Consider the following 26,939-nt stretch of genomic DNA (forward strand, 5'->3'; position numbering starts at 1 on the left):
CTGTGGCAGGGCCATGAAGCCGCGTCCCAGCCATCCCGCCGGCGAACTTCTCGTGTCGCTGGCCGAACAGATCCAGGCCGTTCCCTCCGGTACGTCCCGGCTGCCCGAACTCCGGGTGACCGGTGTGACGCTGCGCGGCCAAGATGCCCGGCCGGGCGATCTGTTCGCCGCGCTGCCGGGTTCGGCCGCGCACGGCGCACGCTACGCGGCCGAAGCGGTATCGCGTGGTGCGGTGGCCGTGCTGACCGACGCGGCCGGTGTCGCCGGACTCGAGGACTCTCTCGGCGTGCCGGTGCTGGTTCATCCGGAGCCTCGCTCGGTACTCGGCCAGGCCGCGGCCGCGGTCTACGGCAACCCCGCCGAGCGCCTGCGGGTCATCGGTGTCACCGGAACCTCGGGGAAGACGACCACCACCTATCTGGTGGAGGCCGGGCTGCGGGCTGCGGGCCGGGTCGCGGGCCTGATCGGCACCGTCGGGGTCCGTATCGACGGCAACGATCTGCCCAGTGCGTTGACCACCCCGGAGGCGCCCGATCTGCAGGCGCTGCTGGCTGTCATGGTCGAGAGCGGGGTGGACACCGTGGTGATGGAGGTGTCCAGCCACGCGTTGATGCTCGGCCGTGTGGACGGGGTGCGTTTCGCGGTCGGCGGGTTCACCAACCTGTCCCGCGATCATCTGGACTTCCACCCGACGATGGCGGACTACTTCGAGGCCAAGGCCCGGTTGTTCGATCCCGCATCGCCGAATCACGCGGCCGCAGCCGTGATCTGTGTCGACGACGACGCGGGGGTGGCCATGGCCGAGCGGGCCGAGGACCCTGTGACGGTGAGTGCGGCCGGCCGGCCGGCGGCCTGGTCGGTGCGGGCGGTCACAGCGACGGGCCCGGGAGCCCAGGAATTCACCGTGGTCGACCCCGCCGGTGTACGCCACGAATTGGGCATTGGGCTGCCCGGTCGCTACAACGTGGCCAACGCCGCGCTGGCGTTGGGTCTGCTCGATGTCGTCGGGGTTTCGCCCGGACAGGCAGCGCCCGGACTGCGCAATGCGGCAGTCCCCGGTCGGCTGGAGGCGATCGACCGCGGACAGCCGTTCCTGGCGCTGGTCGACTATGCCCACAAGCCCGGTGCGCTGCGCGCGGTGTTGGAGACACTACGGGCCGCGGGCGCAGCGACGGGGCAACGCCGTGCCCGGCTGGCAGTGGTCTTCGGTGCCGGCGGCAACCGAGATGCCGGCAAGCGTGAGCTCATGGGGCGCGTGGCTGCCGAGCTGGCCGACCTAGTGGTGATCACCGATGACAACCCGCGTGACGAGGATCCCGCGACCATCCGGGCGGCGATCATAGCCGGCACCTCAGCCGTCGCCGGCACCACCGACGTGGTCGAGATGGGTGACCGGCGCGCGGCCATCGACCATGCTGTGGCCTGGGCGCGACCGGGGGACATCGTGCTGATCGCAGGCAAGGGCCATGAATCCGGGCAGACCAGCGGCGGTCAGACCCGGCCGTTCGACGACCGCGACGAGCTCGCGGCGGCACTGGAGGCGCTTTCGGTAGCGGGGGCAGAGGTCGGGGAGCTTGGGGAGTCGCGCGCATGATCGAGATGACAGTCGCCAGGGTCGCCGAGATCGTCGGCGGCGAACTGGCCGACATCACCGCCGAGCAGGCGGAGCAGACGTGGGTCACCGGCACTGTCGAGTTCGATTCCCGCGCAGTCGGTCCCGGTGGGCTGTTCCTGGCATTGCCGGGGGCCCGGTCGGATGGTCATGACTTCGCCGCGGCGGCGGTGGCGTCGGGGGCCGTCGCGGTGCTGGCCGCCCGGCCGGTCGGCGTGCCTGCCATCGTCGTCCGGCCCGAATCCGGGGCGGCCGACGCGGCGTCGGGAGCCCTCGAACACGACGCCGACGGATCGGGCGCGGCAGTGCTGGCCGCGCTGGCCCGGCTGGCCGCCGTGGTGGCCGCCGAGCTGGCCGAGGCCGGGCTGAAGATCATCGGCGTCACCGGATCGTCCGGTAAGACGTCGACCAAGGATCTGTTGGCCGCCGTGTTGTCGCCGCTCGGGGAGGTGGTGGCCCCGCCGGGCTCGTTCAACAACGAGCTCGGCCACCCGTGGACGGTGCTGCGCGCCACCACCGACACCGACTACCTGATCCTGGAGATGTCGGCGCGCCATCCCGGCAACATCGCAGCACTGGCCGCGATTGCCAGGCCGTCCATCGCCGTGGTGCTCAACGTCGGTACTGCCCACCTCGGCGAATTCGGCTCACGCGAGGTCATCGCCAAGACGAAAGCCGAGCTGCCGCAAGCTGTCCCGGAGTCCGGCGTGGTGGTGCTCAATGCCGACGACATCGCGGTGGCGGCCATGGCCGCGCTGACCGACGCCCGGGTGGTGCGGGTCTCGCGCGAGCCGGGGGCGGCGGTGGATGTGTGGGCCGGTCCTGTGACGCTCGACGGATTGGCCAGGCCGCGGTTCACCCTGCACACCGCCGCCGGACAGGTTGAGATCGCGTTGGCGGTGCACGGCGACCATCAGGTGTCCAATGCGTTGTGCGTGGCGGCGGTCGCGCTCGAATGCGGGGCGCGGTTCGACCAGGTCGCCGACGCGCTGTCGGGCGCCGGGCCGGCCTCGCGGCACCGTATGCAGGTGAGCACCCGCGCCGACGGCGTGACGGTCATCAACGACGCGTACAACGCCAACCCTGATTCGATGCGGGCCGGGTTGAAGGCACTGGCCTGGATGGCCAGTGAAAAGTCCGGCGAAGGCACCACTGTGGGCCGGCGCAGCTGGGCGGTTCTCGGTGAGATGGCGGAGTTGGGTGAGGATGCGATATCCGAGCACGATCGCATCGGCCGGCTGGCGGTGCGCTTAGATGTTTCTCGACTCATCGTCGTCGGAACCGGAAGGTCGTTGAGCGCCATGCACCACGGAGCGGTAATGGAGGGTTCATGGGGTTCGGAGTCCAGGATGGTCGCCGATGCTGACGCCGCACTGCACCTGTTGCGCGCCGAGCTGCAGCCCGGCGACGTGGTGCTGGTGAAGGCCTCTAATTCGGTGGGGCTCGGTGCGCTCGCCGACACGCTGGCGGCTGACGCCGGAGGCTGCGGATGAAGCTGATCCTCATCGCCGTCGGCATCGCGTTGACGGTGTCTATCCTGTTGACCCCGGCGTTGATCCGGTTGTTCACCAAGCGGGGGCTGGGCCACGAGATACGGGAAGACGGCCCGGCCAGTCATGCCAAGAAACGCGGGACCCCGTCGATGGGCGGTGTGGCCATCGTCGCCGGCATCTGGGCCGGTTACCTGGGCACCCACCTGGTCGGCATGGCGATGGGCGGGGACGGTCCGTCGGCGTCGGGCATGCTCGTGCTCGGCCTGGCCACCATGCTCGGCGGTGTCGGTTTCCTCGACGATCTGATCAAGCTGCGCCGGTCGCGCAACCTGGGGCTGAACAAAACCGCCAAGACAGTCGGTCAATTGCTTGCCGCGGTGTTGTTCGGCGTGCTGGCTCTGCAGTTCCGCAACAATGACGGGCTGACACCGGGCAGCCCCGAGTTGTCCTACGTGCGTGAGATCGCCACGGTCACGCTGGCGTCGTGGGTTTTCGTGCTGTTCTGCGTGGTGATCGTCAGTGCGTGGTCGAATGCGGTGAACTTCACCGACGGTCTGGACGGCCTGGCCGCCGGCGCGATGGCGATGGTCTGCGCGGCGTATGTGCTGATCACCTTCTGGCAGTTCCGCAACGCCTGTGCCACCGCACCCGGGCTGGGCTGCTACAACGTGCGCGACCCGCTGGATCTGGCGCTGATCGCTGCCGCGGCGGCGGGTGCCTGCATCGGCTTCCTGTGGTGGAATGCCGCCCCGGCCAAGATCTTCATGGGTGACACCGGCTCGTTGGCTCTGGGTGGCATCATCGCCGGCCTGTCGGTGATGAGCCGCACCGAGATCCTCGCGGTGGTCCTGGGCGCACTGTTCGTCGCTGAGGTCACCTCGGTGGTGGTCCAGATTCTCGCGTTCCGCACGACGGGCCGCAGGGTGTTCCGCATGGCGCCGTTTCACCACCACTTCGAGTTGGTCGGATGGGCGGAGACGACCGTCATCATCCGGTTCTGGCTGCTGACCGCGATCGCCTGTGGGCTGGGCGTCGCCCTGTTCTACAGCGAATGGCTGACGGCTGTCGGGGCCTGACGTGGCCGGGCGGCCCGCACGCGAGGAGGACAGAAAACGGCCCGCACGCGAGGAGGACAGAAAATTTCCAGCGCCATTGATCGCGGGTGCCCCGGTGCTCGTCACCGGCGCAGGCATCACCGGCCGGGCCGTGCTGGCCGTCCTGGCGCCGCTGGGGGTCGCCGCGACACTGTGTGACGACAACGTCGAGGCTTTGCGGTCGTACGCGGACGAGGGTGTCGCCGTCGTGGATCCGGCCGGGGCTGTCGCCGCGATCGGGGATTACGCGCTGGTGGTGACCAGTCCGGGATTTCCACCGAGCGCGCCGGTGCTGGCTGCCGCCGCGGCCGCGGGTGTGCCGATCTGGGGTGACGTCGAGCTGGCCTGGCGTCTGGATGCGGCGGGATGCTTCGGGCCACCGCGGCGTTGGCTCGTGGTCACCGGGACCAACGGCAAGACCACGACCACCTCGATGCTGCACGAGATGCTCGTGGCGGCCGGCCGGCGCAGCGTGCTGTGCGGCAACATCGGTGACCCGGTGCTGGCGGTGCTCGATCAGCCTGCCGAGCTCCTGGCCGTCGAGCTGTCGAGCTTCCAGCTGCACTGGGCACCGTCGCTGCGGCCCGAGGCCGGGGTGGTGCTCAACGTGGCCGAGGACCATCTCGACTGGCACGGGTCGATGGATGCTTACGCGCGCGACAAGTCCCGCGTGCTTGACGGCCGGGTGGCGGTGGTGGGGCTTGATGATCCGGTGGCAGCAGGGCTGTTGGGCTCCGCGGGGGCGGCTGTGCGGGTCGGTTTCCGGCTGGGTGAGCCGGCACCAGGGGAGCTCGGGGTGCGGGCCGGCAAGCTCGTCGACCGGGCATTCGGCGACGACGTCGAGTTGGCTGATTCGGCGACCATCGGCGTCGCGGGCTCGGTCGGCGTGCTCGACGCGCTGGCAGCGGCGGCATTGGCCCGTTCGGTGGATGTGCCGCCTGCGGCGATCGCGGCCGCTCTCGCGTCGTTCCGGGTGGGCAGGCACCGCGCCGAGTTGGTCGGTACGTCCGCCGGGGTGCGATACGTCGATGATTCGAAGGCCACCAATCCGCATGCCGCGCAGGCCTCGATCACCGCATACCCGCGCGTGGTATGGATCGCCGGCGGTCTGCTGAAGGGTGCTTCGGTCGATGAGCTGGTACGACAGGTTGCGGGCCGGCTTGCCGGCGCAATCGTGATCGGACGCGACCGCCGAACGGTCGCCGAGGCGTTATCGCGACACGCACCGGATGTCCCCGTCGTCGAGCTTGTGACGGGGGAGGATTCTGGGGTGCTTGAGACTAGTGGGTCTATTGGTAACCATGTGACTCGTGTGATCGAAGTGGCGGAACGGTCGGTCTCCGATGCTGTCATGGCTGCCGCCGTCGACGCTGCCCGCCGGCTCGCGAGCCCCGGCGACACCGTGTTGCTGGCCCCGGCCGGAGCATCCTTCGATCAGTTCAGCGGCTACGGCCACCGCGGTGACGTGTTCGCTGCAGCCGTGCACGCTGCCATCGGATAGCTGCCGTGGGCAACATCCTCAACCGGCTGCGGCGCGGCGGCGGTGCCAGGGGTGAGGGCGATGACGCCGGCGCAGAGGCTGCCACCGACCCGGCCGCGGGCAGTTCGGAGTCGGCAGCGACGGTGAGCGAGCCGCGTACCCGGTTCGGGGCCTGGCTGGGCCGGCCGATGACGTCGTTCCACCTCATCATCGCAATTACGGCTTTGCTGACGACACTCGGCCTGATCATGGTGCTCTCGGCCTCAGGCGTGTACTCCTACGACATGGACGGCTCGCCCTGGGCGGTGTTCGGTCGCCAGGTGATGTGGACGGTCGTGGGTCTCGTCGCGTTCTATGTGGTGCTGCGCGTGCCGATCAAGACGATGCGACGGTTCGCGTTCCCCATGTTCGCGATGACGATCATCGCGCTGATACTGGTGCTGATCCCCGGTATCGGCACCTACTCCAACGGTTCCCGCGGCTGGTTCGTGGTCGCCGGATTCTCCATGCAGCCCTCCGAGTTGGCCAAGATCGCGTTCGCGATCTGGGGTGCGCACCTGCTCGCATCGCGGCGTCTGGAGCATGCGTCGCTGCGGGAAATGCTGATTCCGGTGGTTCCCGGGGCCGTGATCGCGCTGGCACTTATCGTCGCGCAACCGGACCTCGGTCAGACGGTGTCGATGGGCATCATCCTGCTGGGCCTGCTCTGGTATGCCGGTCTGCCGCTGCGGGTCTTCGTGACTTCGCTGCTGGCGGCGGTCGCCGCGGCAGCAGTGCTCGCGATGTCCGCGGGTTACCGGTCCGACCGTGTGCAGTCCTGGCTCAATCCCACAGCGGATGGTCAGGGTTCGGGCTACCAGTCGCGTCAGGCGCGGTTCGCACTCGCCAACGGCGGCGTGTTCGGCGACGGGCTGGGGCAGGGCACCGCCAAGTGGAACTATCTGCCGAACGCGCACAACGACTTCATCTTCGCGATCATCGGTGAGGAACTCGGCCTGGTCGGTGCGGTCGGACTGCTCGCCCTGTTCGGCCTGTTCGCCTACACCGGCATGCGGATCGCGCGCCGCTCGGCCGACCCGTTCCTGCGGCTGCTCACCGCGACCACCACGCTGTGGCTGGTCGGTCAGATGTTCATCAACGTCGGCTATGTAGTGGGCCTGCTACCGATCACCGGCCTGCAGTTGCCACTGATATCGGCGGGCGGATCGGCCCAGGCGACAACGCTTTTGATGATGGGCCTGATCACCAATGCGGCCCGGCACGAGCCCGAGGCGGTCGCTGCGCTGCGCGCAGGACGGGATGACCGGATGAACCGCCTGCTCCGGCTGCCGATGCCCGAGCCCTATGTGCCTACCCGGCTGGAATCGGCCCGGGACCGGTTGCGCACCCGCAAGGCCGTGGCATCCGCCAAGGCCAGGCCGCCGCGCAAGGCGGACCGCAAACCGGACCGGAGAATCGATCGGCACCCCGACCGCAAGGCGGTGGCCAGTCGGCGTAAACCTCAACCGGCTGATCGAGCGGTGCGCCGCTCCGCGCGTACGGGCGCCCAGCAGCCGGCTGGGGGCGGAAGGGCAACGGTCCGATATGGTTCGGGCCAACGTAACCAGGGCCGCGGGGCCCGAGCACTGGAAGGTCAGCGTTACGGGTGAGCGAGGCTTCACGGGGGATGTCGGGGCGCGACGAGCGGGCCATCTCCGTCGTTCTGGCCGGCGGTGGCACCGCCGGCCACGTCGAGCCGGCGATGGCGGTGGCCGACGCGTTGCGCGCTCTCGATCCTGATGTCCGGATCACGGCACTGGGCACCGCGCGTGGTCTGGAAACCCGGTTGGTGCCCGAGCGCGGCTATGACCTCGAGCTGATCACGCCCGTGCCGTTGCCGCGCAAGCCGTCGGGAGATCTGGTCCGGCTGCCGCTGCGGGTTCGCACGGCCATCCGCCAGACCCGCGCGGTGCTGTCCGGCGTCGACGCCGACGTTGTGGTGGGGTTCGGCGGGTACGTCGCGTTGCCCGCCTATCTGGCGGCGCGCCGCGGCGTGCTGACCCGCCGCCGGCAGGTGCCGGTGGTAATCCACGAGGCCAACGCGAGCGCCGGGCTGGCCAACCGGGTAGGCGCCCGTTCGGCGAGTCGGGTGCTCTCCGCGGTGCCCGATCCCGGATTGCGCCGCGTCGAAGTGGTCGGGATGCCGGTGCGGGAAGCGATCACATCGCTGGACCGCGCGGCCCTGCGGCAGGCTGCGCGAGCGCATTTCGGCTTCGCCGAGGACGCCAAGGTGCTGCTGGTGTTCGGTGGTTCCCAGGGCGCCCAGTCGATCAACCGGGCGGTTTCGGCCGCGGCCGACCAGTTAGGTGCGGCGGGTATCTCGGTGCTGCACGCCCACGGTCCCAAGAACACCCTGGATTTGCCGGAACCCCTTGGTGCAGAACGGCCCCCGTACAAGGCGGTGCCGTATCTGGACCGCATGGACCTGGCCTACGCGGCGGCGGACCTGGCCATCTGCCGCTCGGGCGCGATGACAGTGGCGGAGGTGACGGCCGTCGGCCTGCCGGCGGTATACGTCCCGCTGCCGATCGGCAACGGAGAACAGCGGCTCAACGCTCAGCCGGTGGTGGCAGCGGGTGGCGGGATGCTTGTCGACGATGCCGAACTGAGCCCGCGATACGTGGCCGGCACGGTCGTCGGGTTGCTGACCGACGACGCCCGGCTCACCGCGATGACGGCGGCGGCCTCGCTGTCGGGGCATCGTGATGCCGCGCGGCGGGTGGCCCAAGTCGTCTTCGACGTGGCATTGGACGGACGAAAGAAGCTGCAGTGAACGGCAATTCGCTACCCGTCGAGCTGCAGCGGGTGCACATGGTCGGCATCGGCGGGGCCGGCATGTCCGGTGTGGCGCGAATCCTGCTGGATCGTGGTGCGATGGTGTCGGGTTCGGATGCCAAGGAGTCACGCGGCGTGGTGGCACTGCGGGCCCGCGGTGCCGAGATCCGGATCGGCCATGACGCATCCTCGCTGGATCTGCTGCCGGGCGGCCCCACCGCGGTGGTGACCACGCACGCGGCGATTCCCAAGACCAACCCCGAACTGGTGGAAGCGCGCCGCCGGGGAATCCCGGTGATCCTGCGTCCGGTGGTGCTGGCCAAGCTGATGGCCGGATACACCACGCTCATGGTGACGGGGACCCACGGCAAGACCACGACCACCTCGATGCTCATCGTGGCCTTGCAGCACAGCGGTTTCGACCCGTCGTTCGCCGTGGGCGGTGAGCTGGGCGAGGCTGGTACCAATGCGCATCACGGCAGCGGTCGCTGTTTCGTGGCCGAGGCCGACGAGAGCGACGGCTCGCTGCTGGAGTACGCGCCGGATGTGGCGGTGGTGACCAACATCGAGGCCGACCACCTGGATTTCTTCGGCAGTGAGGATGCCTACGTCGCGGTGTTCGACGCCTTTGTCGAACGGATCGCGCCGGGTGGCGCGCTAGTGGTGTGCACCGACGATCCCGGGGCGGCCGCATTGGCGGACCGCACAGATGCGTTGGGGATCCGGGTGCTGCGCTACGGCAGCAGTCCCGGTGACGATCTGGCCGGCACGCTGCTCAGTTGGGACCAACAGGGGACCGGCGCGGTGGCCCACATCCAGCTCGCCGGCGAGCCGCATCCGCGGGCGATCCGGCTCGCAGTGCCGGGCCGACACATGGCGCTCAATGCGCTGGCCGCGGTGCTGGCCGCGGTGGCCGTCGGTGCGCCCACAGAGGCGGTGCTGGACGGGCTGGCCGGTTTCGAGGGAGTGCGTAGGCGCTTCGAGCTGGTCGGCAGCACCGACGGCGTCCGGGTTTTCGACGACTACGCGCACCATCCCACCGAGGTGCGCGCCACGCTCGCGGCGGCCCGGTCGGTGGTGACGGCTACCGGCGGTCGGCTGATCGTCGTGTTCCAGCCCCATTTATATTCGCGCACAGAGACTTTCGCGCTCGAATTCGGTTCGGCCCTCGACGCTGCCGACCAGGTGTTCGTCCTTGACGTCTACGGCGCGCGGGAACAGCCGATAGCGGGCGTCAGCGGCGCCACCGTCGCCGGGCACGTCAGTGTCCCGGTGACCTACGTCCCGGATTTCTCGGCGGTGGCGGCCGCGGTCGCGACGGCGGCCCGCCCGGGTGACGTGGTGATCACCATGGGTGCCGGGGACGTCACCATGCTGGGCAGCGAGATCCTCACTGAGTTGCAGATCAAGTCGAACCGCAGTGCACCCCGCACGCGAGGAGGACAAGGAACGCCGTGACCGGACCTGATCCCGAAACGGCAGAGTCCGACGAGGAACAGGCACCCGCGGAGGCCGGGACGGTCGAGGCCGAGACGACACTGCCGCCTGCGGCGGCGGGGCCCGATTTGCCGCCTGCGGCGGCTGGGGACGATTTGCCGCCTGCGGCGGCGGAAGACTACGAGGGTCCGCGCCGGCGGGCGCGTCGAGAGCGTGAGGAGCGCCGGGCGGCCCGCGATCGGGCGATAGCCATCGAACAGGCCCGCCGGGAGGCTAAACGCCGGGCGGTCGGCTCGGTCGGAGAATCGGCGAAAGCGCCTTCCTCTGGCGCGATTCGGGGCGTGAAGGTGCTGTTGTGGTCGGCGCTGGCGAGCGTGGTGGCGGTGTCGATCGGCCTGCTGCTGTACTTCACCCCGATCATGTCGGCCCGCAATGTGGTGGTGGCTGGGCTCTCCACCGTGAGCCGCGAGGAGGTGTTGGCGGCCGCTGCCGTCCCGTCGGGTGCCCCGCTGTTGCAGGTCAACACCGACGCGGTCGCCGAACGCGTGGCCGCGATCCGGCGTGTCGCGACGGCGAGGGTGCAGCGCGAGTATCCGTCCACGCTGCGCATCACGGTGGTCGAGCGAGTTCCGGTGGTGGTCAAGGACTATCCGGACGGCCCGCACCTGTTCGACCGCGACGGAGTCGATTTCGCGACCGGTCCGGCACCGTTGTCGCTGCCCTACCTCGATACGGACAATCCCGGGCCGAGCGATCTGCCGACGCTGGCCGCCCTCAAGGTGATGCTGGCGCTGCCGCCCGATGTGGCCGGACAGGTTGGCCGCATCGCCGCTCCGTCGGTGGCGTCGATCACGTTGACCCTGACCGACGGTCGGATCGTGGTGTGGGGCACGAACGATCGGACCGACGAAAAGGCGATGAAGTTGGCGGCCTTGTTGACCCAGCCCGGACACACCTACGACGTCTCGAGCCCGGATCTTCCGACGGTCAAGTAGAAATTGCCGCGCGGCACCTCGGCGCGCCTGACGCGTTCACGCGTGTCGGCCCCCTACGGTTCTGTTTGCGCGGAACTACTTGACATAACTCTAAGCCTATGGTTGAGGTTGAGGGTTTGCAGCAGAGGGGTTCGGCGTCACGAACACCCCAGACCAGGGAGGAAGACGATCTATGACCCCCCCGCATAACTACCTGGCAGTGATCAAGGTGGTTGGCATCGGCGGCGGCGGCGTCAACGCCGTCAACCGGATGATCGAACAGGGCCTCAAGGGCGTTGAGTTCATCGCGATCAACACCGACGCGCAGGCGCTGTTGATGAGCGATGCCGACGTCAAGCTCGATGTCGGCCGCGATTCCACCCGTGGGCTCGGCGCCGGAGCAGACCCCGAAGTGGGCCGTAAGGCAGCCGAGGACGCCAAGGACGATATCGAAGAATTGTTGCGCGGCGCCGACATGGTGTTCGTCACCGCAGGCGAGGGCGGCGGTACCGGCACCGGCGGCGCGCCCGTCGTGGCCACTATCGCGCGCAAGCTCGGCGCGTTGACCGTGGGCGTGGTGACACGGCCGTTCTCCTTCGAGGGCAAGCGCCGCAGCAACCAGGCCGAGGCGGGCATCACCGCACTGCGCGAAAGTTGCGACACCCTGATCGTGATCCCCAACGATCGGCTGCTGCAGATGGGCGACGCCGCAGTGTCGCTCATGGACGCGTTCCGCAGTGCCGACGAGGTGCTGCTCAACGGTGTCCAGGGCATCACCGACCTAATCACCACTCCCGGGCTGATCAACGTCGACTTCGCCGACGTCAAGGGTGTGATGAGTGGTGCCGGTACAGCGCTGATGGGTATCGGCTCTGCTCGCGGTGACGGCCGTGCGCTCAAGGCCGCTGAGATCGCCATCAACTCGCCGTTGCTGGAAGCCTCGATGGAGGGCGCGCAGGGTGTGCTGCTGTCCGTTGCGGGCGGTAGCGATCTCGGGCTGTTCGAGATCAACGAGGCCGCCTCGCTGGTGCAGGATTCGGCCCACCCGGAGGCCAACATCATCTTCGGCACGGTGATCGATGACTCGCTCGGCGACGAGGTCCGGGTCACGGTGATCGCGGCGGGCTTCGACTCCGCCGGTCCCAGCCGCAAGCCCGTGGTCGGCCCGGGCCAAGCCACGACGCAGCCGATCGCCACCGCGCGCGCAGGCAAGGTGACCACGTCGCTGTTCGAACCGACAGATGCGGTCAGCGTGCCCGTTCACACCAATGGTGCGACGGTCAGCATCGGCGGCGACGGCGGTATCGACGACGACGACGTCGACGTCCCGCCGTTCATGCGGCACTGAGTCAGGCCCGCGACAGCTGGCCGCTGATTCGGATACTGAGATTGTGAGTGTTCGCATACGTCGGGTGACCACCACTCGTGCCGGTGGTGTCTCGGCCCCGCCCTTCGACTCCTTCAATCTCGGCGACCATGTCGGCGATGATCCGGCCGCGGTGACGGCCAACCGTCGTCGATTGGCCGCCGCGATCGGCGCGGACGCCGTGGTCTGGATGAACCAGGTCCACGGTGATCGGGTGGTCACCGTGACCGAACCGCCCGCATCGGGTGCCGCAGTCGATAATGCCGACGCATTGGTGACCACCACGCGCGGTTTGGCATTGGCGGTGGTGACCGCGGATTGCGTTCCGGTATTGATGGCCGATGCCCGCGCGGGCGTCATCGGTGCGGCGCATGCCGGTCGGGTGGGCGCGCAAAAGGGCGTTGTGGCGCGCACGTTGGAGGCGATGCTGGCCGAAGGTGCACACGTTCAGGACGTCACTGTCCTGCTCGGCCCCGCGGTCAGCGGCCGCAATTACGAGGTACCCGCCAAGATGGCCGACGAGGTCGAGACGGCGTTGCCGGGCAGCCGCACCACCACCCGACGCGGCACGCCGGGTTTGGATCTCCGTGCCGGAATAGCCCGGCAACTAAAGGATTTGGGCGTCTGCGCGATCGACGTGGATCCGCGCTGCACGGTCGATGATCGAACCTTGTTCAGCCATCGCCGGGATACTCCGACCGGACGCCTGGCGTCGCTGGTGTGGATGGAGTCGAGCCGACGATGAGCGCCGAGCAGCGGTCGCGCGATGCCGATCGGGTCGGCGAATTGACCACTGCGCTGGGGGCGGCGCGGGCGCGGCTGGCACGGGCCGCAGAATCGGCCGGGCGAAATGTCAATGAGATCGAATTACTTCCTATTACAAAGTTCTTCCCCGTCACCGATATTCGCATTTTGCATCGGTTGGGCTGCCACGCATTCGGTGAATCCCGCGAACAGGAAGCAGCCGCGAAAGTCGCTGCGGTACGTGAGGAATTGCCCGACGCGTCGGTTCGCTGGCACATGGTGGGCAGCATTCAGCGAAACAAGGCGCGCGCCGTCGTCAGCTGGGCGTACGCCGCGCACTCTGTCGACAACGTCCGGCTCGTCGGTGCGCTGGACCGCGCGGCGACTGCCGCACTTGCCAGCGGCATTCGGACCCAGCCGTTGCGGGTCTACCTGCAGATCAGCTTGGACGGGGACATCGAGCGCGGCGGTGTCGACATTTCACGGCCCGATCTAGTGGATGAACTCTGTGCGGCGGCCAATGCCGCAAAGGGTCTCGAGTTCGTCGGGTTGATGGGGATACCGCCGCTGAAGGCCGATCCGGAGGAGGCTTTCGCTCGGCTGGCAGGGGAGTTGGAACGGGTGCAGCGGGGCTACCCGCAGCGCCTCGGACTGTCGGCGGGGATGTCGAACGACCTGGAGATCGCTGTGCGACACGGTTCGACGTGTGTGCGTGTCGGTACCGCGCTTATGGGACAACGGCCACTAACGTCACCACCGGTAGTCACACCAGTCACACATTCATCACAGACATCAAAATTCCCAGGGTCAGCAGAAGGGTCGCCGAGATGAGCACACTGCATAAGGTCAAGGCCTACTTCGGCATGGCGCCGATGGATGATTACGACGACGAATACTACGAGGACGACGACCGGGGCGCTGCTCGCAGCTACGCCCGGCGACCCCGTGAAGAGCGCTTCGAGGACGAGGGTTACGGCTACGAGGGCCGGGAGTTCGATGAGGGACCGGCTTACCGCGCGGGTTATCCCGGTGGCGGTTTCGCCGAGGAGCCCCGGTTCGACTCGCGGATGCGCGGACCGCGCGAATTCGAGCGTCCCGCAGCGCGATTGGGCACACTGGCCGGTTCCACCCGCGGGGCCCTGGCGATGGATCCCCGCCGGATGGCCGAGCTGTTCGAAGCGGGCAGCCCGCTGTCGAAGATCACCACGCTGCGGCCGAAGGACTACAGCGAGGCGCGCACGATCGGCGAGCGGTTCCGCGACGGCACCCCGGTGATCATGGACCTGGTTTCGATGGACAACGCCGACGCCAAGCGCCTGGTCGACTTCGCCGCCGGCCTGGCCTTCGCGCTGCGCGGCTCATTCGACAAGGTGGCGACGAAGGTCTTCCTGCTGTCACCGGCCGATGTCGACGTGAGCGCCGAGCAGCGTCGTCGGATCGCCGAAGCCGGGTTCTACGCCTACCAGTAGTCACTCACGTCCGCGCAGCCGTCCGGCCTTAGAGCGTGGCCGGGTAGGCTGGGGGCGTCGCATAATCGGCTGGTAGCACCGCTGAGGCGACGTGTTCGAATGTCACACATCTGCCTGAGTGAGGTCGGCCCCGTTGTCGCTGCTCTTCGAGATCCTGTTCTTCGCGCTGTTCATCTTCTGGCTGTTGCTCATCGCGCGGGTCGTTGTGGAGTTCATCCGGTCGTTCAGTCGAGACTGGCACCCCAGGGGACTGACCGTAGTGATCCTGGAGGTCATCCTCTCGCTCACCGATCCGCCGGTGAAGCTGCTGCGCCGGATCATCCCGCAGCTCACGATAGGTGCGGTTCGGCTGGATCTGTCGATCATGGTGCTGCTGCTCGTGGTGTTCATCGGCATGCAACTGGCCCTCGGTGCGGCCGGCTGACAGGACGCCGCGCAGCGTCTAGCCGGGGTCCAGATCGTTTGCCGGAGAGTCCACAAAGGCGTAAGAAGATTGAAATTCACTCTTAAAAATCGGCCTCGACTGCAACCGCCGGGTCTGGTGTGACAGGATGGACGCCAGTTGCGTGCAAACAAGGCTATACACAAACAAGGCTCTACACTTTGAGATCGGTTGACGGTCCAAAACTCCAAGGGGGCAGACAATGCCGCTCACACCGGCGGACGTCCATAACGTCGCGTTCAGCAAGCCGCCCATCGGCAAACGCGGGTATAACGAGGACGAGGTCGACGCCTTTCTCGATCTGGTTGAGAATGAGCTGACCCGACTTATAGAAGAGAACGCAGATCTGCGGCAGCGGGTCGCCGAGCTCGACGCAGAGTTGGCGTCGGCGCATTCGGGCGGCGGTGGCGCGGCCCAACCGGCCAAGCCGGTTCCGCTCTACGAGCCCGAACCAGAACCGGCCCCGGCGCCGAAGCCGGTCTACGAGGCGCCGGCGGCACCTGCTGCGCCGTCGGTGACCAATGAGGACACCGCGGCGCGTGCTGCCCGTGTGCTCAGCCTGGCCCAGGACACCGCTGACCGGCTCACCGGCTCCGCCAAGGCCGAATCGGAGAAGATGCTGGCTGACGCCCGCGCGCAAGCCGACGCCATGGTCGGCGATGCACGCAAGACGGCCGAGACCACGGTCACCGAGGCACGGCAGCGTGCCGATGCCATGCTGGCCGACGCGCAGACGCGCTCGGAGACCCAGCTGCGTCAGGCTCAGGAGAAGGCCGATGCGTTGCAGGCCGATGCCGAACGCAAGCACTCTGAGATCATGGGGACCATCAACCAACAGCGCACGGTGCTGGAGGGTCGACTGGAACAGCTGCGGACGTTCGAACGTGAATACCGCACCCGTTTGAAGACGTACCTGGAATCACAGCTCGAAGAGCTCGGCCAGCGCGGTTCGGCTGCGCCGGTCGATTCCAGTGCCAACAGCGACGCCAGCAATTTCGGTCAGTTCAACCGGGGCAACAACTGACCCTTGACCGGGCCGCCACCGTTGGTCGGGAGACCGGCCTAGCTAGGGTTGAACGATGCTGATCATTGCGCTAGTGCTTGCCGTCATCGGCTTGGCGGCGCTGGTGGCCGCCGTGGTGACAGGCAACGAGCTGATCGCTTGGGTGTGCATTGGCGCGAGCATGCTCGGAACGGTCCTGCTGATCGTCGACGCTCTTCGGGAACGCTCACGCGGTGCCGCCGACAAGTCGGAGGAAGAGGCCGCGGGAGCGGTTACCGACGCCGGCGAGGAATCCGTGCAGGACTATCCCGATGAGCCGGTGGAGGCGGAAGAAGCTGAGCCGATCGCGGAATCCGAACCCGCCGACGAGGTCGATGAGGCGGACGAAGCCGACGAGGACGACGCTGAACCCGCTGCCGACGAAGCGGCTGAGGAACACAAGAGCTAGCCCGCGCCGACTGTCGGTGTAGCCAGCAGGCGACGTACTTCGTCGTCGGTGACCTGGTGAAAGTCGGCGAACGCTTGGCCGACCGCCGAGAAACTGCTGGGGGTGCTCGCGCACACCACCTCGTCGGTTTCCCGGGCAAGCTCTCGGCATGCCGAGGACGGCCCCACGGGCACCGCCACCACCAGCCGGCGGGCGGCGCGCACGGCCCGTACCGCGGCGAGCATGCTCGCACCGGTCGCGATGCCGTCGTCGACCAGAATCACGGTCCGCCCGGTCACCTCCGGGGCGGGGCGGCTGCCGCGATACGCCTGCTCGCGCCGGGTCAGTTCGGCCGTCTCCCGCTCGATCGCGGCATCGAGTTGGTCGTCACCGATGCCGAGCCGTTGCACAAGCTGCTCGTTGACCACGATTCCGCCACCGGTGGCCAGCGCGCCCATCGCCAACTCCGGCCACTGCGGCACACCCAGCTTGCGCACCAGGAACACATCCAGCGGGGCCTGTAGGGCAGCTGCCACTTCCCAGCCGATCGGTACGCCGCCACGAGCCAGGCCCAACACCAGCAGGCCAGACTGGCCGCGGTAAGACGTCAGCTCCTGGGCCAGGACCTGGCCAGCCTCGCGGCGGTCCTGGAACACCCGCCCGGCACCGTGCCGGACGGCACTGCTCCACGCACACATGGCAAATCTGAACTTCCACTGACCACCCTACGGCTGTGGCGTGGCGTGGACCACTCGTGTCAGGTAACTGCGTACCAAAGCACGGACGCGTTGCGCCGCGTCGTCGCTGAGTTCCTTTGTCTGCATGCGTAATTCGTCGTGGGTGGTTTGGCACTTCCTGGCGGCTGCGCCGTCGTGGTCGTCGGCCAGCCACTCCTCCAGCAGGGCAGCATCGAGTTCGGGATGGAACTGCAGGGCCAGTGTCCGGCCCAGCACGAAGCCCTGGGACGCGTTGCCGTTGCGGGCAATCTCGATGGCGTCCGGCGGCACCGTCCAGCGGTCGATATGCCATTCGAACCACGGACCCGGCGGGATCAGCTCAGGATCGTCGGTGCTGACCTCGTACCAGCCGATCTCCGGTGAATCGGAGCTGCCGACCGACCCGCCGAAGGTCTGCGCCAGCAACTGACCGCCGAAGCACACGCCGAACAGGCCCACTCCTGTGTCGGCGGCGTTCCGGAGCAGGGTCATCAGCGTTCCGACCCAGCTGGCGCGCAGGGCTTCGTCGTACACCGACCATCGGGCCCCGAGCAGGACTACCACGTCATACTGGGTCAGGTCGGGAAACTCCACCTCTGCGGCCAGGGCGTCGAGGTGGTCGGGGTGCACCACGTCGAATGTGTCGATGTCGAAACCACATTCGGTGAAGGCATCGGCCAGCATCGCCTCAGGCGCCACAGGGTCGTTGCGGATGAACAGTACTCTCGATGTCACGCCTCACATTATTGCGCGAACCGGCCACGAACAGGGGCCGGGGCCATGACGGTGTACTCGGTGCTGGTCGCCCTCACCGTCGGGGTTCACTTCGGCTTTATCGCCTATCTGGTGCTGGGTGGGTTCATCGCCTGTCGGTGGCCGCGCACAATCGGGTTGCACGCGGCGGCCGTGCTGTGGGGCCTTGGCAGCATCGTCCTCGGGTTGCCTTGCCCGCTCACCGATCTCGAACGCTGGTCGCGAGCACAGGCCGAGCTGCCACCACTGCCATCCCAGGGGTTTATCGCGCACTACATCACCGGGGTGCTGTATCCAGCAGGCTGGGAATCGGCCGTCCAAGCGGCGGTGTTCGTGGTTGTCCTGGCGTCGTGGGCGTTGTTTGCGATCACGCGGCATCGAAAGTCACCCGCTGGGACGCAGGGTCGGTGATGCCGAATGTCGACATCACCGACGAGGACCGGCAGACACGCATAGCAGGCCATCTCAGCTGCGATGTGTCGCCGACCGGTACCGGCGTTCCGGCCGGCCGGTGCCATACTGCAGTCGCAGCTCCAGCGTCCCGACGCTCAGATAGTGCTCCAGGTAACGTCGGGCGCTGACTCGCGAAATTCCCACCAGCTCCGCGCATTCGGCGGCCGAGACCTCGCCTGCAGTGCGCACGGCACTCAGGACCAGGCCGCCGGTCTCGGCGCCCAATCCTTTCGGCAAAGCGACCCTGGTGGCCGCGGTGCCGCCGAATAGCGCATCGATCATCGACTGGTCCGCGCCGCCGTCGGCTGCGAGCACGTCGGCGCGCGCCGCGTATGCCAGTAGCTTGGCCCGGAGCTGATCGAACTCGAATGGCTTGACCAGATAGTCGGCGGCACCGCCATCCAGTGCGCTGCGCACGGTGTCGAGCTCGCGGGCGGCGGTGATCATGATGACCCCGACGCGGTTACCGTCCGACCGCAATCGATGCAGCACGTCCAGGCCGGTCATGTCGGGCAGGTACACATCGAGCAGGATCAAGTCGGGTGCCAGATCGGTCACCGCGGACAGGGTTTCCGTTCCGCTTCGGGCCACACCGACGGTGCGGAACCCGTGAACACGTTCGACGAACCGGCGATGGATCTCGGCGACCATGAAATCGTCGTCGACCACCAGTACGTCATGCATGGGTGCTCCGCTCGGATCTGTCGTGGGATGTGGCGGGCGTGGCCCCGGGCAGTCGGACCGTGAATACCGCACCGCCGGCTGGGCCGTCGGTAACCTCGACGGTTCCACCGTGCTGCACCGTCACCAGCCGGACCAGGGCGAGTCCTATGCCGCGCCCACCCGGTACGTCCGGCTTGGAGGTGATGCCGCGGGAGAAGATTGACTCCCGAAGGTGTTGCGGCACACCGGGACCCGAATCGGTCACAATCAACAGCAGGCCGTGGGCATCGTCTACATGGACGCACACCTGAGCCGCCGTCGAGCCGACTGAAACGTCCACGGCGTTGTCGACCAGGTTGCCCAACAGGGTGATGACATCGGTGGCCAGCACCGGGTCGAGTGCTGTCAGGTGACTGTCGTTCGACAGGGTTAGGGTGACGCCGCTCTCGGCTGCCAGCGAGGTCTTCGCGATCAGCAGCGCCGCCACCGCGGGATCGTAAATGCGTTGTGTCACAAAGTCGTTGATTTCAGCGCGACGGCGGGTGAGGGTGCCCACCAGATTGCGCACAGCGTCGAACTCGCCGAGCTGGGTGAGCCCAGAGATGGTGTGCAGCTGATTGGCGAATTCGTGGGTCTGTGCGCGCAGGGTGTCGGTGACGCTGCGGTGCGACGACAACTGTGCCTGCAGCGCGGCGAGTTCGGTGCTGTCGCGCATGGTGGTGACGGTACCGATGCGCTGACCCTGGCTACTTGCCGCACGCCGGTTGAGCGCGAGCACGTGGGTCCGGGTGGTGATGATCACGTCGTCCTCGCGGCCTGGGCCGCCTTCCAACAGGAATCCCGACACGGAGGGTTCAAGGCCGATGTCGTCGATACGGCGGCCCACCGCGCTGTCGTTCACGCCGAGCAGCTCCTGAGCGCTGTCGTTGAGCACGGTGATCGTGCCGTCAGTGCCAACCGCGACCACGCCCTCGCGGATGCTGTGCAGCAACGCTTCCCGATGATCTGCCAGACCGGCGATCTCGGCGATCTCCAGACCGCGGGTATGTCTCTTGATGCGGCGGGACAAGAGCCAGGAGGCCACCACGCCGAGCGCGGCCCCGATGCCGAGATAGAACAGCAGCCGCTCGCCGGCCCCGCCGAGGAGCTGCCACACCGACGGATACCGCTCGCTGACGGAGACGATGGCGAGTGCGTCGCCGTCGGTGGACAGGAGCGGAACCTGGCCGACCAGGCTGTGCGCGCCGGCGATGTCGCTGTCGCCGAACCACGCTCGGCCTTCGTCAGCGCGGCTAGGGCCCAGATCGACCCGCTCGCCGAGGCGCTGGGGATCCGACGATGCCCGTACCGTGCCGGTGGGATCGATGATCTCGGCCAGTTCGGCCCCGGAGAGCGCCACCGCGCGGTCCACCTCGGGGGCCAGGACGGTGCCGGCGAACGGATCGTAGTAGCGGTCCCGCACGATCGATGTGGAGGCAATGTTCTCCGCCACGGCGATCAAGCGCTGCCCCCGCACATCCCGGAATTCGCGGGTGGACTGTGCGACCGACACGGCTGCCACCGCGACCAGCACCACCGCGACGACCAGCATCTGAAAGGCCAGGAATTGGCCCGCCAGGCTCCGGCCCCGGAGCAGGCGCATGACCGCGGACCGTGAACTCAATGACCAATACTTCCTTTGCGAACTCATCAGTGACCTGGATCACGTCACGATTCAGTATTGCTGAGCATCACAAATGATTGGGGACAGTTGATGATGTGTCGAAGAAGACACCTGGGGTCAGTGGTGGCGGTGATCGTAGCGCTGGTCGCGGCGCTCGCGCTGGCCGGCTGTGGGGTGACCCGCAACGACGACACCCGCGGGCTGCACCGGCTGCGCATGATGGTGCCGAACAGCCCGGGTGGTGGCTATGACCTGACTGCGCGTACCGCGGTGAAGATCATGGAGGACACCGACATCACCGGGCGGGTCGAGGTATTCAACGTGATCGGCGCAGGCGGCACGGTCGCCATGGCCCGGCTGATGAACGAAAAGGGCAACGACGACCTGATGATGACGATGGGTCTCGGCGTCGTCGGTGCCTCCTACACCAACGGGTCGAAGATAAAGGCTTCGGACGCAACGGCGTTGGCGAAGCTGATCGAAGATCCGGGTGCGGTCTTCGTGCCCGCCGATTCGCCGTTGAAGACGATCGACGACTTTGTCGCAGCCTGGAAGGCGGATCCATCGAAGGTCACCATCGGTGGCGGCTCGTCACCGGGCGGCCCCGATCACCTTTTCCCGATGGAACTGGCCAAGGCCGTCGGTGTCGAGCCGAAATCGGTCAACTTCGTCACCTACGACGGTGGTGGTGATCTGCTGACCGCGCTGCTCGGCAAGAAGATCACCGTCGGTACCTCCAGCCCGGGTGAACTCCTCGATCAGATCGAGGCCGGCCAACTCCGGGTGCTCGCGGTGTCCAGCGACGAGCGGGTCAAGGGCATTGACGCCCCGACCCTGAAAGAGGCGGGAATCGATCTGACCTTCGCGAACTGGCGCGGAGTTCTTGCGCCGCCGGGCATTTCCGACGATGCCAGACAAGCGATGATCAAGGCGCTGGAGGACCTGCACGGCACGCAGCAGTGGCAGGAGGCACTGGTGAAGAACGGCTGGACCGATGCGTTCATCACCGGTGCGGAGTTCGAACAGTTCTTGAAAGACCAGGACGAACGCGTTTCGTCGACGCTCACGGAGTTGGGGCTGATATGACCGCCGCGCCAGAACCACGAGAGAATCAAGGCACCAGATTGGTCGACAGGGCCCAGTACATCGTCTGTGTGGTGATGGTCGCGGTCGGCGCCTACCTGATCTACGACGCACTGACGCTGACGGCGAGTTTCGCCAAGGTGGACCCCGTCGGCCCGAAGTTCTTCCCGGTGGCCATCGGCGTCATCCTGATCTTGCTGGCGATCATCCTGGCGATCGCGATCCCCCGGGGATCGGTCGGTGAGGCTGACGCCGGCGAGGATGTCGACCCGAATTCGCCGGGGGATTGGCGCACCGTCGGCTTGCTGGTGGGCTTGTTCGTGCTGCTGATCGTGTTGGTCAAGCCACTGGGCTGGGCGATCGCCGGGGCACTGTTCTTCGGTGGTGCGGCGACCATCCTCGGCAACCGCCACTACGTCCGCAACATCGCGATCGGCGCGGTGCTGTCGGTGCTGACTTTCTACGGCTTCTACTCCGGGCTCGGAATTCCGCTGCCCGCAGGCGTCTTGGACGGGATTCTGTAAATGGAGAACTTCGACTGGTTGATGCAGGGGTTCGCCGAGGCGGCGACTCCGATGAATCTGCTGTACGCCTGCATCGGGGTGCTGCTGGGCACCGCGGTCGGGGTCCTGCCGGGCATCGGCCCGGCCATGACGGTGGCGCTGCTGCTGCCCGTGACCTACAACGTCAGTCCCAGTGCAGCGTTCATCATGTTCGCCGGGATCTTCTACGGCGGCATGTACGGCGGGTCGACCACGTCGATCCTGTTGAACACCCCGGGTGAGTCGTCGTCGGTGATCACCTCGATCGAGGGCAACAAGATGGCCAAGGCCGGCCGAGCGGCCCAGGCATTGGCCACGGCGGCGATCGGATCGTTCATCGCGGGTGCGATCGGCACCACGCTGCTGGCCGCGTTCGCGCCGGCGATCTCACGTTTCGCGGTTACCCTCGGTGCGCCCTCCTATCTGGCGATCATGTTGTTCGCGCTGGTGGCCGTCACCGCGGTACTCGGGGCGTCCAAACTGCGTGGGGCGATCTCGCTGTTCCTCGGTCTGGCGATCGGTGTCGTCGGTATCGACTTCCTGACCGGCCAACCGCGCGCGACGTTCGGTATGCCGCTGCTATCCGACGGTATCGACATCGTCGTCGTCGCGGTGGCGATCTTCGCACTCGGAGAGGCGCTCTGGGTGGCCGCACATCTGCGCCGACGCCCCGCCGAGGTGATCCCCGTGGGCAGGCCATGGATGAGCAAGCAGGACTGGGGGCGGTCGTGGAAGCCGTGGCTGCGCGGCACCGCGTACGGATTCCCGTTCGGTGCACTGCCTGCCGGCGGCGCCGAGTTGCCGACGTTCCTGTCCTACATCACCGAGAAGAAGCTCTCCAAGCATCCCGAGGAGTTCGGCAAGGGCGCGATCGAAGGTGTGGCGGGGCCCGAGGCAGCCAATAACGCCTCTGCCGCAGGCACATTGGTGCCGATGCTGTCGCTGGGGTTGCCCACCAACGCCACTGCGGCGGTCATGCTGACGGCCTTCGTATCCTACGGAATCCAGCCCGGACCAACCCTTTTCGAGAAAGAGCCACTGCTGATCTGGACGCTCATCGCGAGCTTGTTCATCGGCAACTTCCTGCTACTGGTGCTCAACCTGCCGCTGGCGCCGATCTGGGCGAAGCTGCTGCGCACCCCGCGGCCCTACCTGTACGCGGGCATCCTGTTTTTCGCAACGCTGGGCGCGCTCGCCGTCAACGTGCAACCGATGGATCTCGCGCTGCTACTTGTGTTCGGCCTCCTCGGCCTGATGATGCGCCGTTTCGGATTGCCTGTGCTGCCGTTGATCATCGGCGTGATCCTGGGGCCGCGCATTGAACGGCAGCTGCGCCAAAGCCTGCAGCTCGGTGGCGGCGATTGGAGCAGCCTGTTCACCGAACCGGTCGCGATCGTCACCTACGTGCTCATGGCTCTCCTGTTGCTGGTGCCTTTGGCGCTCAAGCTGATGCACCGGAGCGAGGAGAGTTTGTTGGTTGTCGAGGATGATACGGATCAGAAAGAGAAGGCGACCCACTCATGACTACCGACGAGCGCTTGCGCGAGGAGAAATAATGATCGTCGTCGGTTACAGCGCGGACGAGTTCGGACATGCGGCCGTCGAGCATGCCATCGCCGAGGCCCGGCTGCGCGATACCGGATTGCTGGTGATCAACGCGACTTCCGGCGAGTCATACGTCGACACCCGGTTCGCCGGCGCAGGTGAGGTCCACACCATGGAGGAACATCTGCGGGCGAGCGGGGTGGAGTTCGAGCTGCAACGCCCTGTAGGCGTCGACACCGTCGCAGAGTTGCTCAAGGCGATGGACCGCCCCGAAGCCGAGTTGCTGGTGATCGGTATCCGGCACCGCAGTCCGGTCGGAAAGCTGCTGCTGGGCAGTGTGTCGCAGCGGCTGCTGCTGGAGTGCGCAAAGCCGGTGCTGGCGGTCAAACCCCCCGAGTAGCACCGCCGAGCAGACACCTAAGTACGCGACACGCGGCATTTCGGGTACCCCCGCGACTGCTCGCGAGGGGGACTGAGCGCTACTGGCCCAGATCGCTCCACACGATTTTGGCCAGTTGGTCGCGATCGGCCACGCCGAGTTTGATGCAGGCCCGGTAGATGTGGCCTTCGACGGTGCGCACCGACACGGTGAGCCGCTCGGCGATTTCGCGGTTGGACAGGCCCCCGGCGACCAGTCCGGCAATTTCGCGTTCGCGTGCGGTCACCGGCAGTGGCCGTGCTGCCGATCGGATGGCGGGGGTGGCTGCGCCGCCGCACCGGGCGGCGAGATGCAGTGCGTGGGCTGCGGATTCGGTACTGCGGCGGCGCTCGCCGGCCCGATCGTGCAGGGGGATGGCCTGAGCCGCGGCGTCGGCCGCCGACAGGTTGAGGCCGGCCTGCTCGAAAGCCTCCGACACCGCGTCCAGCTCGCGGGGATCCGCCGCGGCGACGGCCGCAGCGTGCCGGGCGTAGAGGCCGGCGAGTGATCCGTCGATGCGACCGGCCAAGGCCTCCAGCCGGCGCGTGACGGTGCGGTCGCCGAAGCGCGCGGCGTGGTGCAGTGCCTCGGCCTCGACCGCGAACTGCCCGGATGAGTGAGCGGCGTCGGCGGCTGCGCGGGCCAGGTCGATGGCCGAGCGGTGCCCGCCCTTGGCGGCGGCGACCCACGCCTTGGCGATGGTCCATTGTGGATCATGCAGTGCCATATGGGGACCTGAGTGCTCCGCCGCGTCTTCGAGTACGCGTTCGGCCTGTTCCGGGCTGCCCACTGCGGCGTAGGCCCGGGCCAGCAACAGCCGGCCGACCAGCTGCCAGGGCAGCGACGATTCCGCGTTCAACGCGGCCAGAGCCTGTTCCAGCACGGTGATCGCATCCCGGAACTGGCCGCGGTAGGTGGCCACCAGACCGGTCATCATCTTCGCGATCGCCCAACCGACAAACTGTCCGGCAGTGGAGAATTCGGCGTACTCGGCGGCCCGTTGCTCGGCCAGGTCCAGCTCGCCGAGATGGGTCAGCGCCAGCACGTCGCCGTAGTGGACCATCAACCGGATCATGCCGTCGGTGGATTTGCGCTCGGCCCGGCAGCGTGCGGCGATCGGCTCGAATGCGGTACCGCGGCCCGCTACCGGCATCGCCAGTCCGGCGCCCAGCGCCGCGAAATCGACGGCCTGCTTCGGCGCCGCGGGGTCGGCCAGTACCCGCTCGGCGGCGGCTAGCCCGGTGTCGATCTTGTTCTCGTGCACGGCCATTGCCGATCCGGTGGCCTCGACCACCAGGCGCAGGCTGGGATGGGTGACCCGGGAGCGCAGCAGCTCCAGCAGCCGGCCCGCCCGGGCGACATCCCCCATGGACCAGAACAGGATCGACAGCCGCGGGATACCCCACTGCACGAGTTGCAGCTCGTCCATGTCGTCTGCGGAGAACCGGGCGAGCACGTTCTCGGCCTGTGCGGGATGGCCCTGCCACAGCAGCGCTCTGGACAACAATTCCGCGGCGGGCAGACCGCCGCCGCGGTCGAACGCCGCGCGAGCCAGCCGCTCGCCGAGGGGAAGATTGGACAGGAAAACCGCATCCTTGGCCGCGGTGATCAACAGGTCGGCATCGGCGGGCTGATCGCTGTCGACACACAGCTGGGCCAGCCGGATCCTGCTTGCGGCCGTATTCAGTTGGCGTTCGGCCAGGATGCCGACGATGTGGCCGCGCAGCTTGCGGGCCGAGGCGGTACCGACGCGTCTGCGAACCACCTCACCGAACAACGGATGACTGAACCGGACATTGACCTGGCGGTCGTCCTCGGTGATGCGGATCAGGCCACGCAACTCGGCCGCATCTACGGCATCCTCGCCGGCCAGTTCGGCCAGGGCATCGATATCCAGTGGCTCACACAGGGACAATAGTTTCAGTGCGTGCAGCACGTCGGTGCCGGCGTGCGCCAGACGTTCGTCGAGCAGTTCGGCGAGCCCGGACGGGATGACGGTGGGGCCGCGGAACTGCCATACACCGTTGACCTCGGTGAGCGTACCGGCATCCACGGCGCCTTCGACCATGTTGCGCAGGAAGAGGGGATTTCCTCCGGAGGACTGCCACATCACGTCGGCGCTGAGGCCCTCCAGCGTGCCGCCGAGCACGGTTTCGATCAGCGCGATGCTCTGTTCCTTGCTGAACGGCTGCAGTTCGAGGCGCTCCAGATACCCGTCTTTCCACAGCGATGTGACTGCGTCGGGAACCGGCTCACCGGTACGCACCGTGGCCACCACGCGGCCGGCGCCCTCGACGGCGATCTGATGCAGCAGGGTCGCCGAAAGTTGGTCGAGCAGATGAGCATCGTCGATTCCGACGATGGTGTCACCCTCGGCGGCAATGGATTCCCGCGCGGACCCCAGCAGCGTTATCGGGTCGCGGGAGGACGACGGCCGCACCCAGGATGCGAAGGCGCCCAGCGGAATACTGCGCGATGACTCCGTGCACGCCGTCCAGTGCACCTTCTTTTCCATCGAAGACGTGACGGTCCGGGCCAAGGTGGTCTTGCCGACACCGGCCGCACCGACGAGCACGACGCCGCAACTGTCCGAACTGCTCAGTGCGGAGCGGATGGCCGCGTGTTCCGCGGGCCGGTCCAGCATCTGCCAATACCCGGGCATGGACGCACAGTCTAGGTGCCGGTGGCTGACACCGGGGCCGCTGACGGTGTCAGCGACGTGACACTTCGGCTGCTGGCGCTGGATTG

Annotated in this window: 25 protein-coding genes; 20 read left to right on the plus strand and 5 right to left on the minus strand. The window is 67.4% G+C overall.

Annotated features, from left to right (window positions below; genetic code table 11):
• Positions 1 to 13: 13 nt before the first annotated feature.
• From B133_RS22375 to B133_RS0104545, 15 genes are all read left to right on the plus strand, one after another.
• Positions 14 to 1,594, plus strand: coding sequence for a UDP-N-acetylmuramoyl-L-alanyl-D-glutamate--2,6-diaminopimelate ligase (locus B133_RS22375; protein WP_018599520.1), 1,581 nt, complete (start codon positions 14 to 16; stop codon positions 1,592 to 1,594).
• Positions 1,591 to 3,105 (plus strand): UDP-N-acetylmuramoyl-tripeptide--D-alanyl-D-alanine ligase, encoded by a 1,515-nt coding sequence (gene murF, locus B133_RS0104480; protein WP_018599521.1) that lies wholly within the window; start codon positions 1,591 to 1,593, stop codon positions 3,103 to 3,105. Before B133_RS22375 ends, murF begins: the two co-directional genes overlap by 4 nt.
• A complete protein-coding gene (gene mraY, locus B133_RS0104485; RefSeq protein WP_018599522.1) occupies positions 3,102 to 4,181 on the plus strand; it encodes a phospho-N-acetylmuramoyl-pentapeptide-transferase in 1,080 nt (359 codons plus the stop codon). Before murF ends, mraY begins: the two co-directional genes overlap by 4 nt.
• A 76-nt stretch (positions 4,182 to 4,257) precedes the next feature.
• Complete coding sequence (gene murD / locus B133_RS0104490; RefSeq protein ID WP_026255960.1) at positions 4,258 to 5,700, plus strand: UDP-N-acetylmuramoyl-L-alanine--D-glutamate ligase; 1,443 nt, start codon at positions 4,258 to 4,260, stop codon at positions 5,698 to 5,700.
• Positions 5,701 to 5,705: 5 nt separating this feature from the next.
• Positions 5,706 to 7,328, plus strand: coding sequence for a putative lipid II flippase FtsW (gene ftsW / locus B133_RS0104495; RefSeq protein WP_018599524.1), 1,623 nt, complete (start codon positions 5,706 to 5,708; stop codon positions 7,326 to 7,328).
• A gap of 17 nt (positions 7,329 to 7,345) precedes the next feature.
• Positions 7,346 to 8,491: an undecaprenyldiphospho-muramoylpentapeptide beta-N-acetylglucosaminyltransferase gene (murG, locus tag B133_RS0104500; protein ID WP_018599525.1), complete on the plus strand. Its 1,146-nt coding sequence runs from the start codon at positions 7,346 to 7,348 to the stop codon at positions 8,489 to 8,491.
• Between the two features lie 38 nt (positions 8,492 to 8,529).
• Positions 8,530 to 9,951 (plus strand): UDP-N-acetylmuramate--L-alanine ligase, encoded by a 1,422-nt coding sequence (gene murC / locus B133_RS0104505; protein ID WP_369751482.1) that lies wholly within the window; start codon positions 8,530 to 8,532, stop codon positions 9,949 to 9,951.
• Positions 9,952 to 10,058: 107 nt separating this feature from the next.
• Positions 10,059 to 10,925 carry a cell division protein FtsQ/DivIB gene (locus B133_RS0104510; RefSeq protein ID WP_232423346.1) on the plus strand — a complete coding sequence of 289 codons (867 nt, stop codon included), beginning with the start codon at positions 10,059 to 10,061 and terminating at the stop codon, positions 10,923 to 10,925.
• Between the two features lie 172 nt (positions 10,926 to 11,097).
• Positions 11,098 to 12,252, plus strand: coding sequence for a cell division protein FtsZ (ftsZ, locus tag B133_RS0104515; RefSeq protein WP_018599528.1), 1,155 nt, complete (start codon positions 11,098 to 11,100; stop codon positions 12,250 to 12,252).
• 43 nt (positions 12,253 to 12,295) lie between these two features.
• On the plus strand, positions 12,296 to 13,015 hold the full coding sequence (gene pgeF, locus B133_RS0104520; RefSeq protein WP_085974166.1) for a peptidoglycan editing factor PgeF: 720 nt from the start codon (positions 12,296 to 12,298) through the stop codon (positions 13,013 to 13,015).
• On the plus strand, positions 13,012 to 13,845 hold the full coding sequence (locus B133_RS0104525; RefSeq protein WP_018599530.1) for a YggS family pyridoxal phosphate-dependent enzyme: 834 nt from the start codon (positions 13,012 to 13,014) through the stop codon (positions 13,843 to 13,845). The genes pgeF and B133_RS0104525 overlap by 4 nt, the downstream gene beginning before the upstream one ends.
• Entirely contained in the window at positions 13,842 to 14,483 is a 642-nt protein-coding gene (locus B133_RS0104530; RefSeq protein WP_018599531.1) for a cell division protein SepF, read from the plus strand. Before B133_RS0104525 ends, B133_RS0104530 begins: the two co-directional genes overlap by 4 nt.
• 133 nt (positions 14,484 to 14,616) lie before the next feature.
• A complete protein-coding gene (locus tag B133_RS0104535) occupies positions 14,617 to 14,907 on the plus strand; it encodes a YggT family protein (protein WP_026255961.1) in 291 nt (96 codons plus the stop codon).
• A gap of 220 nt (positions 14,908 to 15,127) precedes the next feature.
• Positions 15,128 to 15,949, plus strand: coding sequence for a DivIVA domain-containing protein (locus B133_RS0104540; RefSeq protein WP_018599533.1), 822 nt, complete (start codon positions 15,128 to 15,130; stop codon positions 15,947 to 15,949).
• A 55-nt stretch (positions 15,950 to 16,004) separates the two neighbouring features.
• On the plus strand, positions 16,005 to 16,376 hold the full coding sequence (locus tag B133_RS0104545; RefSeq protein ID WP_018599534.1) for a hypothetical protein: 372 nt from the start codon (positions 16,005 to 16,007) through the stop codon (positions 16,374 to 16,376).
• Here B133_RS0104545 and B133_RS0104550 read toward each other — a convergent pair.
• Together B133_RS0104550 and B133_RS0104555 are read right to left on the minus strand one after the other, a co-directional pair.
• Complete coding sequence (locus B133_RS0104550; RefSeq protein ID WP_018599535.1) at positions 16,373 to 17,053, minus strand: phosphoribosyltransferase; 681 nt, start codon at positions 17,051 to 17,053, stop codon at positions 16,373 to 16,375. The two genes, B133_RS0104545 and B133_RS0104550, sit on opposite strands and share 4 nt — an antisense overlap.
• Before the next feature lie 27 nt (positions 17,054 to 17,080).
• Complete coding sequence (locus B133_RS0104555; RefSeq protein ID WP_018599536.1) at positions 17,081 to 17,806, minus strand: type 1 glutamine amidotransferase; 726 nt, start codon at positions 17,804 to 17,806, stop codon at positions 17,081 to 17,083.
• Between the two features lie 45 nt (positions 17,807 to 17,851).
• On the opposite strand from B133_RS0104555, the gene B133_RS0104560 reads away from it, so the two are divergent.
• The gene (locus B133_RS0104560) at positions 17,852 to 18,235 is read left to right on the plus strand and encodes a DUF2784 domain-containing protein (RefSeq protein WP_018599537.1); all 384 of its coding nucleotides are present in this window, start codon (positions 17,852 to 17,854) and stop codon (positions 18,233 to 18,235) included.
• A gap of 54 nt (positions 18,236 to 18,289) precedes the next feature.
• Here B133_RS0104560 and B133_RS0104565 read toward each other — a convergent pair whose 3' ends face one another.
• Positions 18,290 to 18,961, minus strand: coding sequence for a response regulator (locus tag B133_RS0104565; protein ID WP_018599538.1), 672 nt, complete (start codon positions 18,959 to 18,961; stop codon positions 18,290 to 18,292).
• Entirely contained in the window at positions 18,954 to 20,582 is a 1,629-nt protein-coding gene (locus tag B133_RS0104570; protein WP_018599539.1) for an ATP-binding protein, read from the minus strand. Before B133_RS0104570 ends, B133_RS0104565 begins: the two co-directional genes overlap by 8 nt.
• Before the next feature lie 111 nt (positions 20,583 to 20,693).
• On the opposite strand from B133_RS0104570, the gene B133_RS0104580 reads away from it, so the two are divergent.
• From B133_RS0104580 to B133_RS0104595, 4 genes are read left to right on the plus strand one after another with little or no spacing between them, the layout of a single operon-like run.
• Complete coding sequence (locus B133_RS0104580) at positions 20,694 to 21,689, plus strand: tripartite tricarboxylate transporter substrate binding protein (RefSeq protein WP_036418402.1); 996 nt, start codon at positions 20,694 to 20,696, stop codon at positions 21,687 to 21,689.
• Positions 21,686 to 22,210, plus strand: a complete 525-nt coding sequence (locus B133_RS0104585) for a tripartite tricarboxylate transporter TctB family protein (protein WP_018599541.1) — start codon at positions 21,686 to 21,688, stop codon at positions 22,208 to 22,210. The genes B133_RS0104580 and B133_RS0104585 overlap by 4 nt, the downstream gene beginning before the upstream one ends.
• On the plus strand, positions 22,211 to 23,752 hold the full coding sequence (locus B133_RS0104590; RefSeq protein WP_018599542.1) for a tripartite tricarboxylate transporter permease: 1,542 nt from the start codon (positions 22,211 to 22,213) through the stop codon (positions 23,750 to 23,752).
• Positions 23,753 to 23,783: 31 nt separating this feature from the next.
• The gene (locus B133_RS0104595; protein ID WP_018599543.1) at positions 23,784 to 24,173 is read left to right on the plus strand and encodes a universal stress protein; all 390 of its coding nucleotides are present in this window, start codon (positions 23,784 to 23,786) and stop codon (positions 24,171 to 24,173) included.
• A 79-nt stretch (positions 24,174 to 24,252) separates the two neighbouring features.
• Here the strand turns inward: B133_RS0104595 and B133_RS0104600 are convergent, their stop codons facing one another.
• Positions 24,253 to 26,853: a LuxR C-terminal-related transcriptional regulator gene (locus tag B133_RS0104600; RefSeq protein ID WP_026255964.1), complete on the minus strand. Its 2,601-nt coding sequence runs from the start codon at positions 26,851 to 26,853 to the stop codon at positions 24,253 to 24,255.
• Between the last annotated feature and the right edge of the window lie 86 nt (positions 26,854 to 26,939).

The organism is Mycobacterium sp. 155, from assembly GCF_000373905.1.
GTDB lineage: Bacteria > Actinomycetota > Actinomycetes > Mycobacteriales > Mycobacteriaceae > Mycobacterium.

What these genes read in the sequence shown, in the direction of transcription:
- B133_RS0104570 (WP_018599539.1), bottom strand. Translation starts at nt 20,582, where the DNA reads ATGCGCCTGCTCCGGGGCCGGAGCCTGGCGGGCCAATTCCTGGCCTTT.
- B133_RS22375 (WP_018599520.1), top strand. Translation starts at nt 14, where the DNA reads ATGAAGCCGCGTCCCAGCCATCCCGCCGGCGAACTTCTCGTGTCGCTG.
- B133_RS0104590 (WP_018599542.1), top strand. Translation starts at nt 22,211, where the DNA reads ATGGAGAACTTCGACTGGTTGATGCAGGGGTTCGCCGAGGCGGCGACT.
- murF (WP_018599521.1), top strand. Translation starts at nt 1,591, where the DNA reads ATGATCGAGATGACAGTCGCCAGGGTCGCCGAGATCGTCGGCGGCGAA.
- B133_RS0104600 (WP_026255964.1), bottom strand. Translation starts at nt 26,853, where the DNA reads ATGCCCGGGTATTGGCAGATGCTGGACCGGCCCGCGGAACACGCGGCC.
- ftsZ (WP_018599528.1), top strand. Translation starts at nt 11,098, where the DNA reads ATGACCCCCCCGCATAACTACCTGGCAGTGATCAAGGTGGTTGGCATC.
- B133_RS0104530 (WP_018599531.1), top strand. Translation starts at nt 13,842, where the DNA reads ATGAGCACACTGCATAAGGTCAAGGCCTACTTCGGCATGGCGCCGATG.
- B133_RS0104545 (WP_018599534.1), top strand. Translation starts at nt 16,005, where the DNA reads ATGCTGATCATTGCGCTAGTGCTTGCCGTCATCGGCTTGGCGGCGCTG.
- B133_RS0104580 (WP_036418402.1), top strand. Translation starts at nt 20,694, where the DNA reads ATGATGTGTCGAAGAAGACACCTGGGGTCAGTGGTGGCGGTGATCGTA.
- B133_RS0104565 (WP_018599538.1), bottom strand. Translation starts at nt 18,961, where the DNA reads ATGCATGACGTACTGGTGGTCGACGACGATTTCATGGTCGCCGAGATC.
- B133_RS0104550 (WP_018599535.1), bottom strand. Translation starts at nt 17,053, where the DNA reads ATGTGTGCGTGGAGCAGTGCCGTCCGGCACGGTGCCGGGCGGGTGTTC.
- murG (WP_018599525.1), top strand. Translation starts at nt 7,346, where the DNA reads ATGTCGGGGCGCGACGAGCGGGCCATCTCCGTCGTTCTGGCCGGCGGT.
- mraY (WP_018599522.1), top strand. Translation starts at nt 3,102, where the DNA reads ATGAAGCTGATCCTCATCGCCGTCGGCATCGCGTTGACGGTGTCTATC.
- B133_RS0104560 (WP_018599537.1), top strand. Translation starts at nt 17,852, where the DNA reads ATGACGGTGTACTCGGTGCTGGTCGCCCTCACCGTCGGGGTTCACTTC.
- B133_RS0104540 (WP_018599533.1), top strand. Translation starts at nt 15,128, where the DNA reads ATGCCGCTCACACCGGCGGACGTCCATAACGTCGCGTTCAGCAAGCCG.
- murC (WP_369751482.1), top strand. Translation starts at nt 8,530, where the DNA reads ATGGTCGGCATCGGCGGGGCCGGCATGTCCGGTGTGGCGCGAATCCTG.
- B133_RS0104585 (WP_018599541.1), top strand. Translation starts at nt 21,686, where the DNA reads ATGACCGCCGCGCCAGAACCACGAGAGAATCAAGGCACCAGATTGGTC.
- B133_RS0104595 (WP_018599543.1), top strand. Translation starts at nt 23,784, where the DNA reads ATGATCGTCGTCGGTTACAGCGCGGACGAGTTCGGACATGCGGCCGTC.
- B133_RS0104525 (WP_018599530.1), top strand. Translation starts at nt 13,012, where the DNA reads ATGAGCGCCGAGCAGCGGTCGCGCGATGCCGATCGGGTCGGCGAATTG.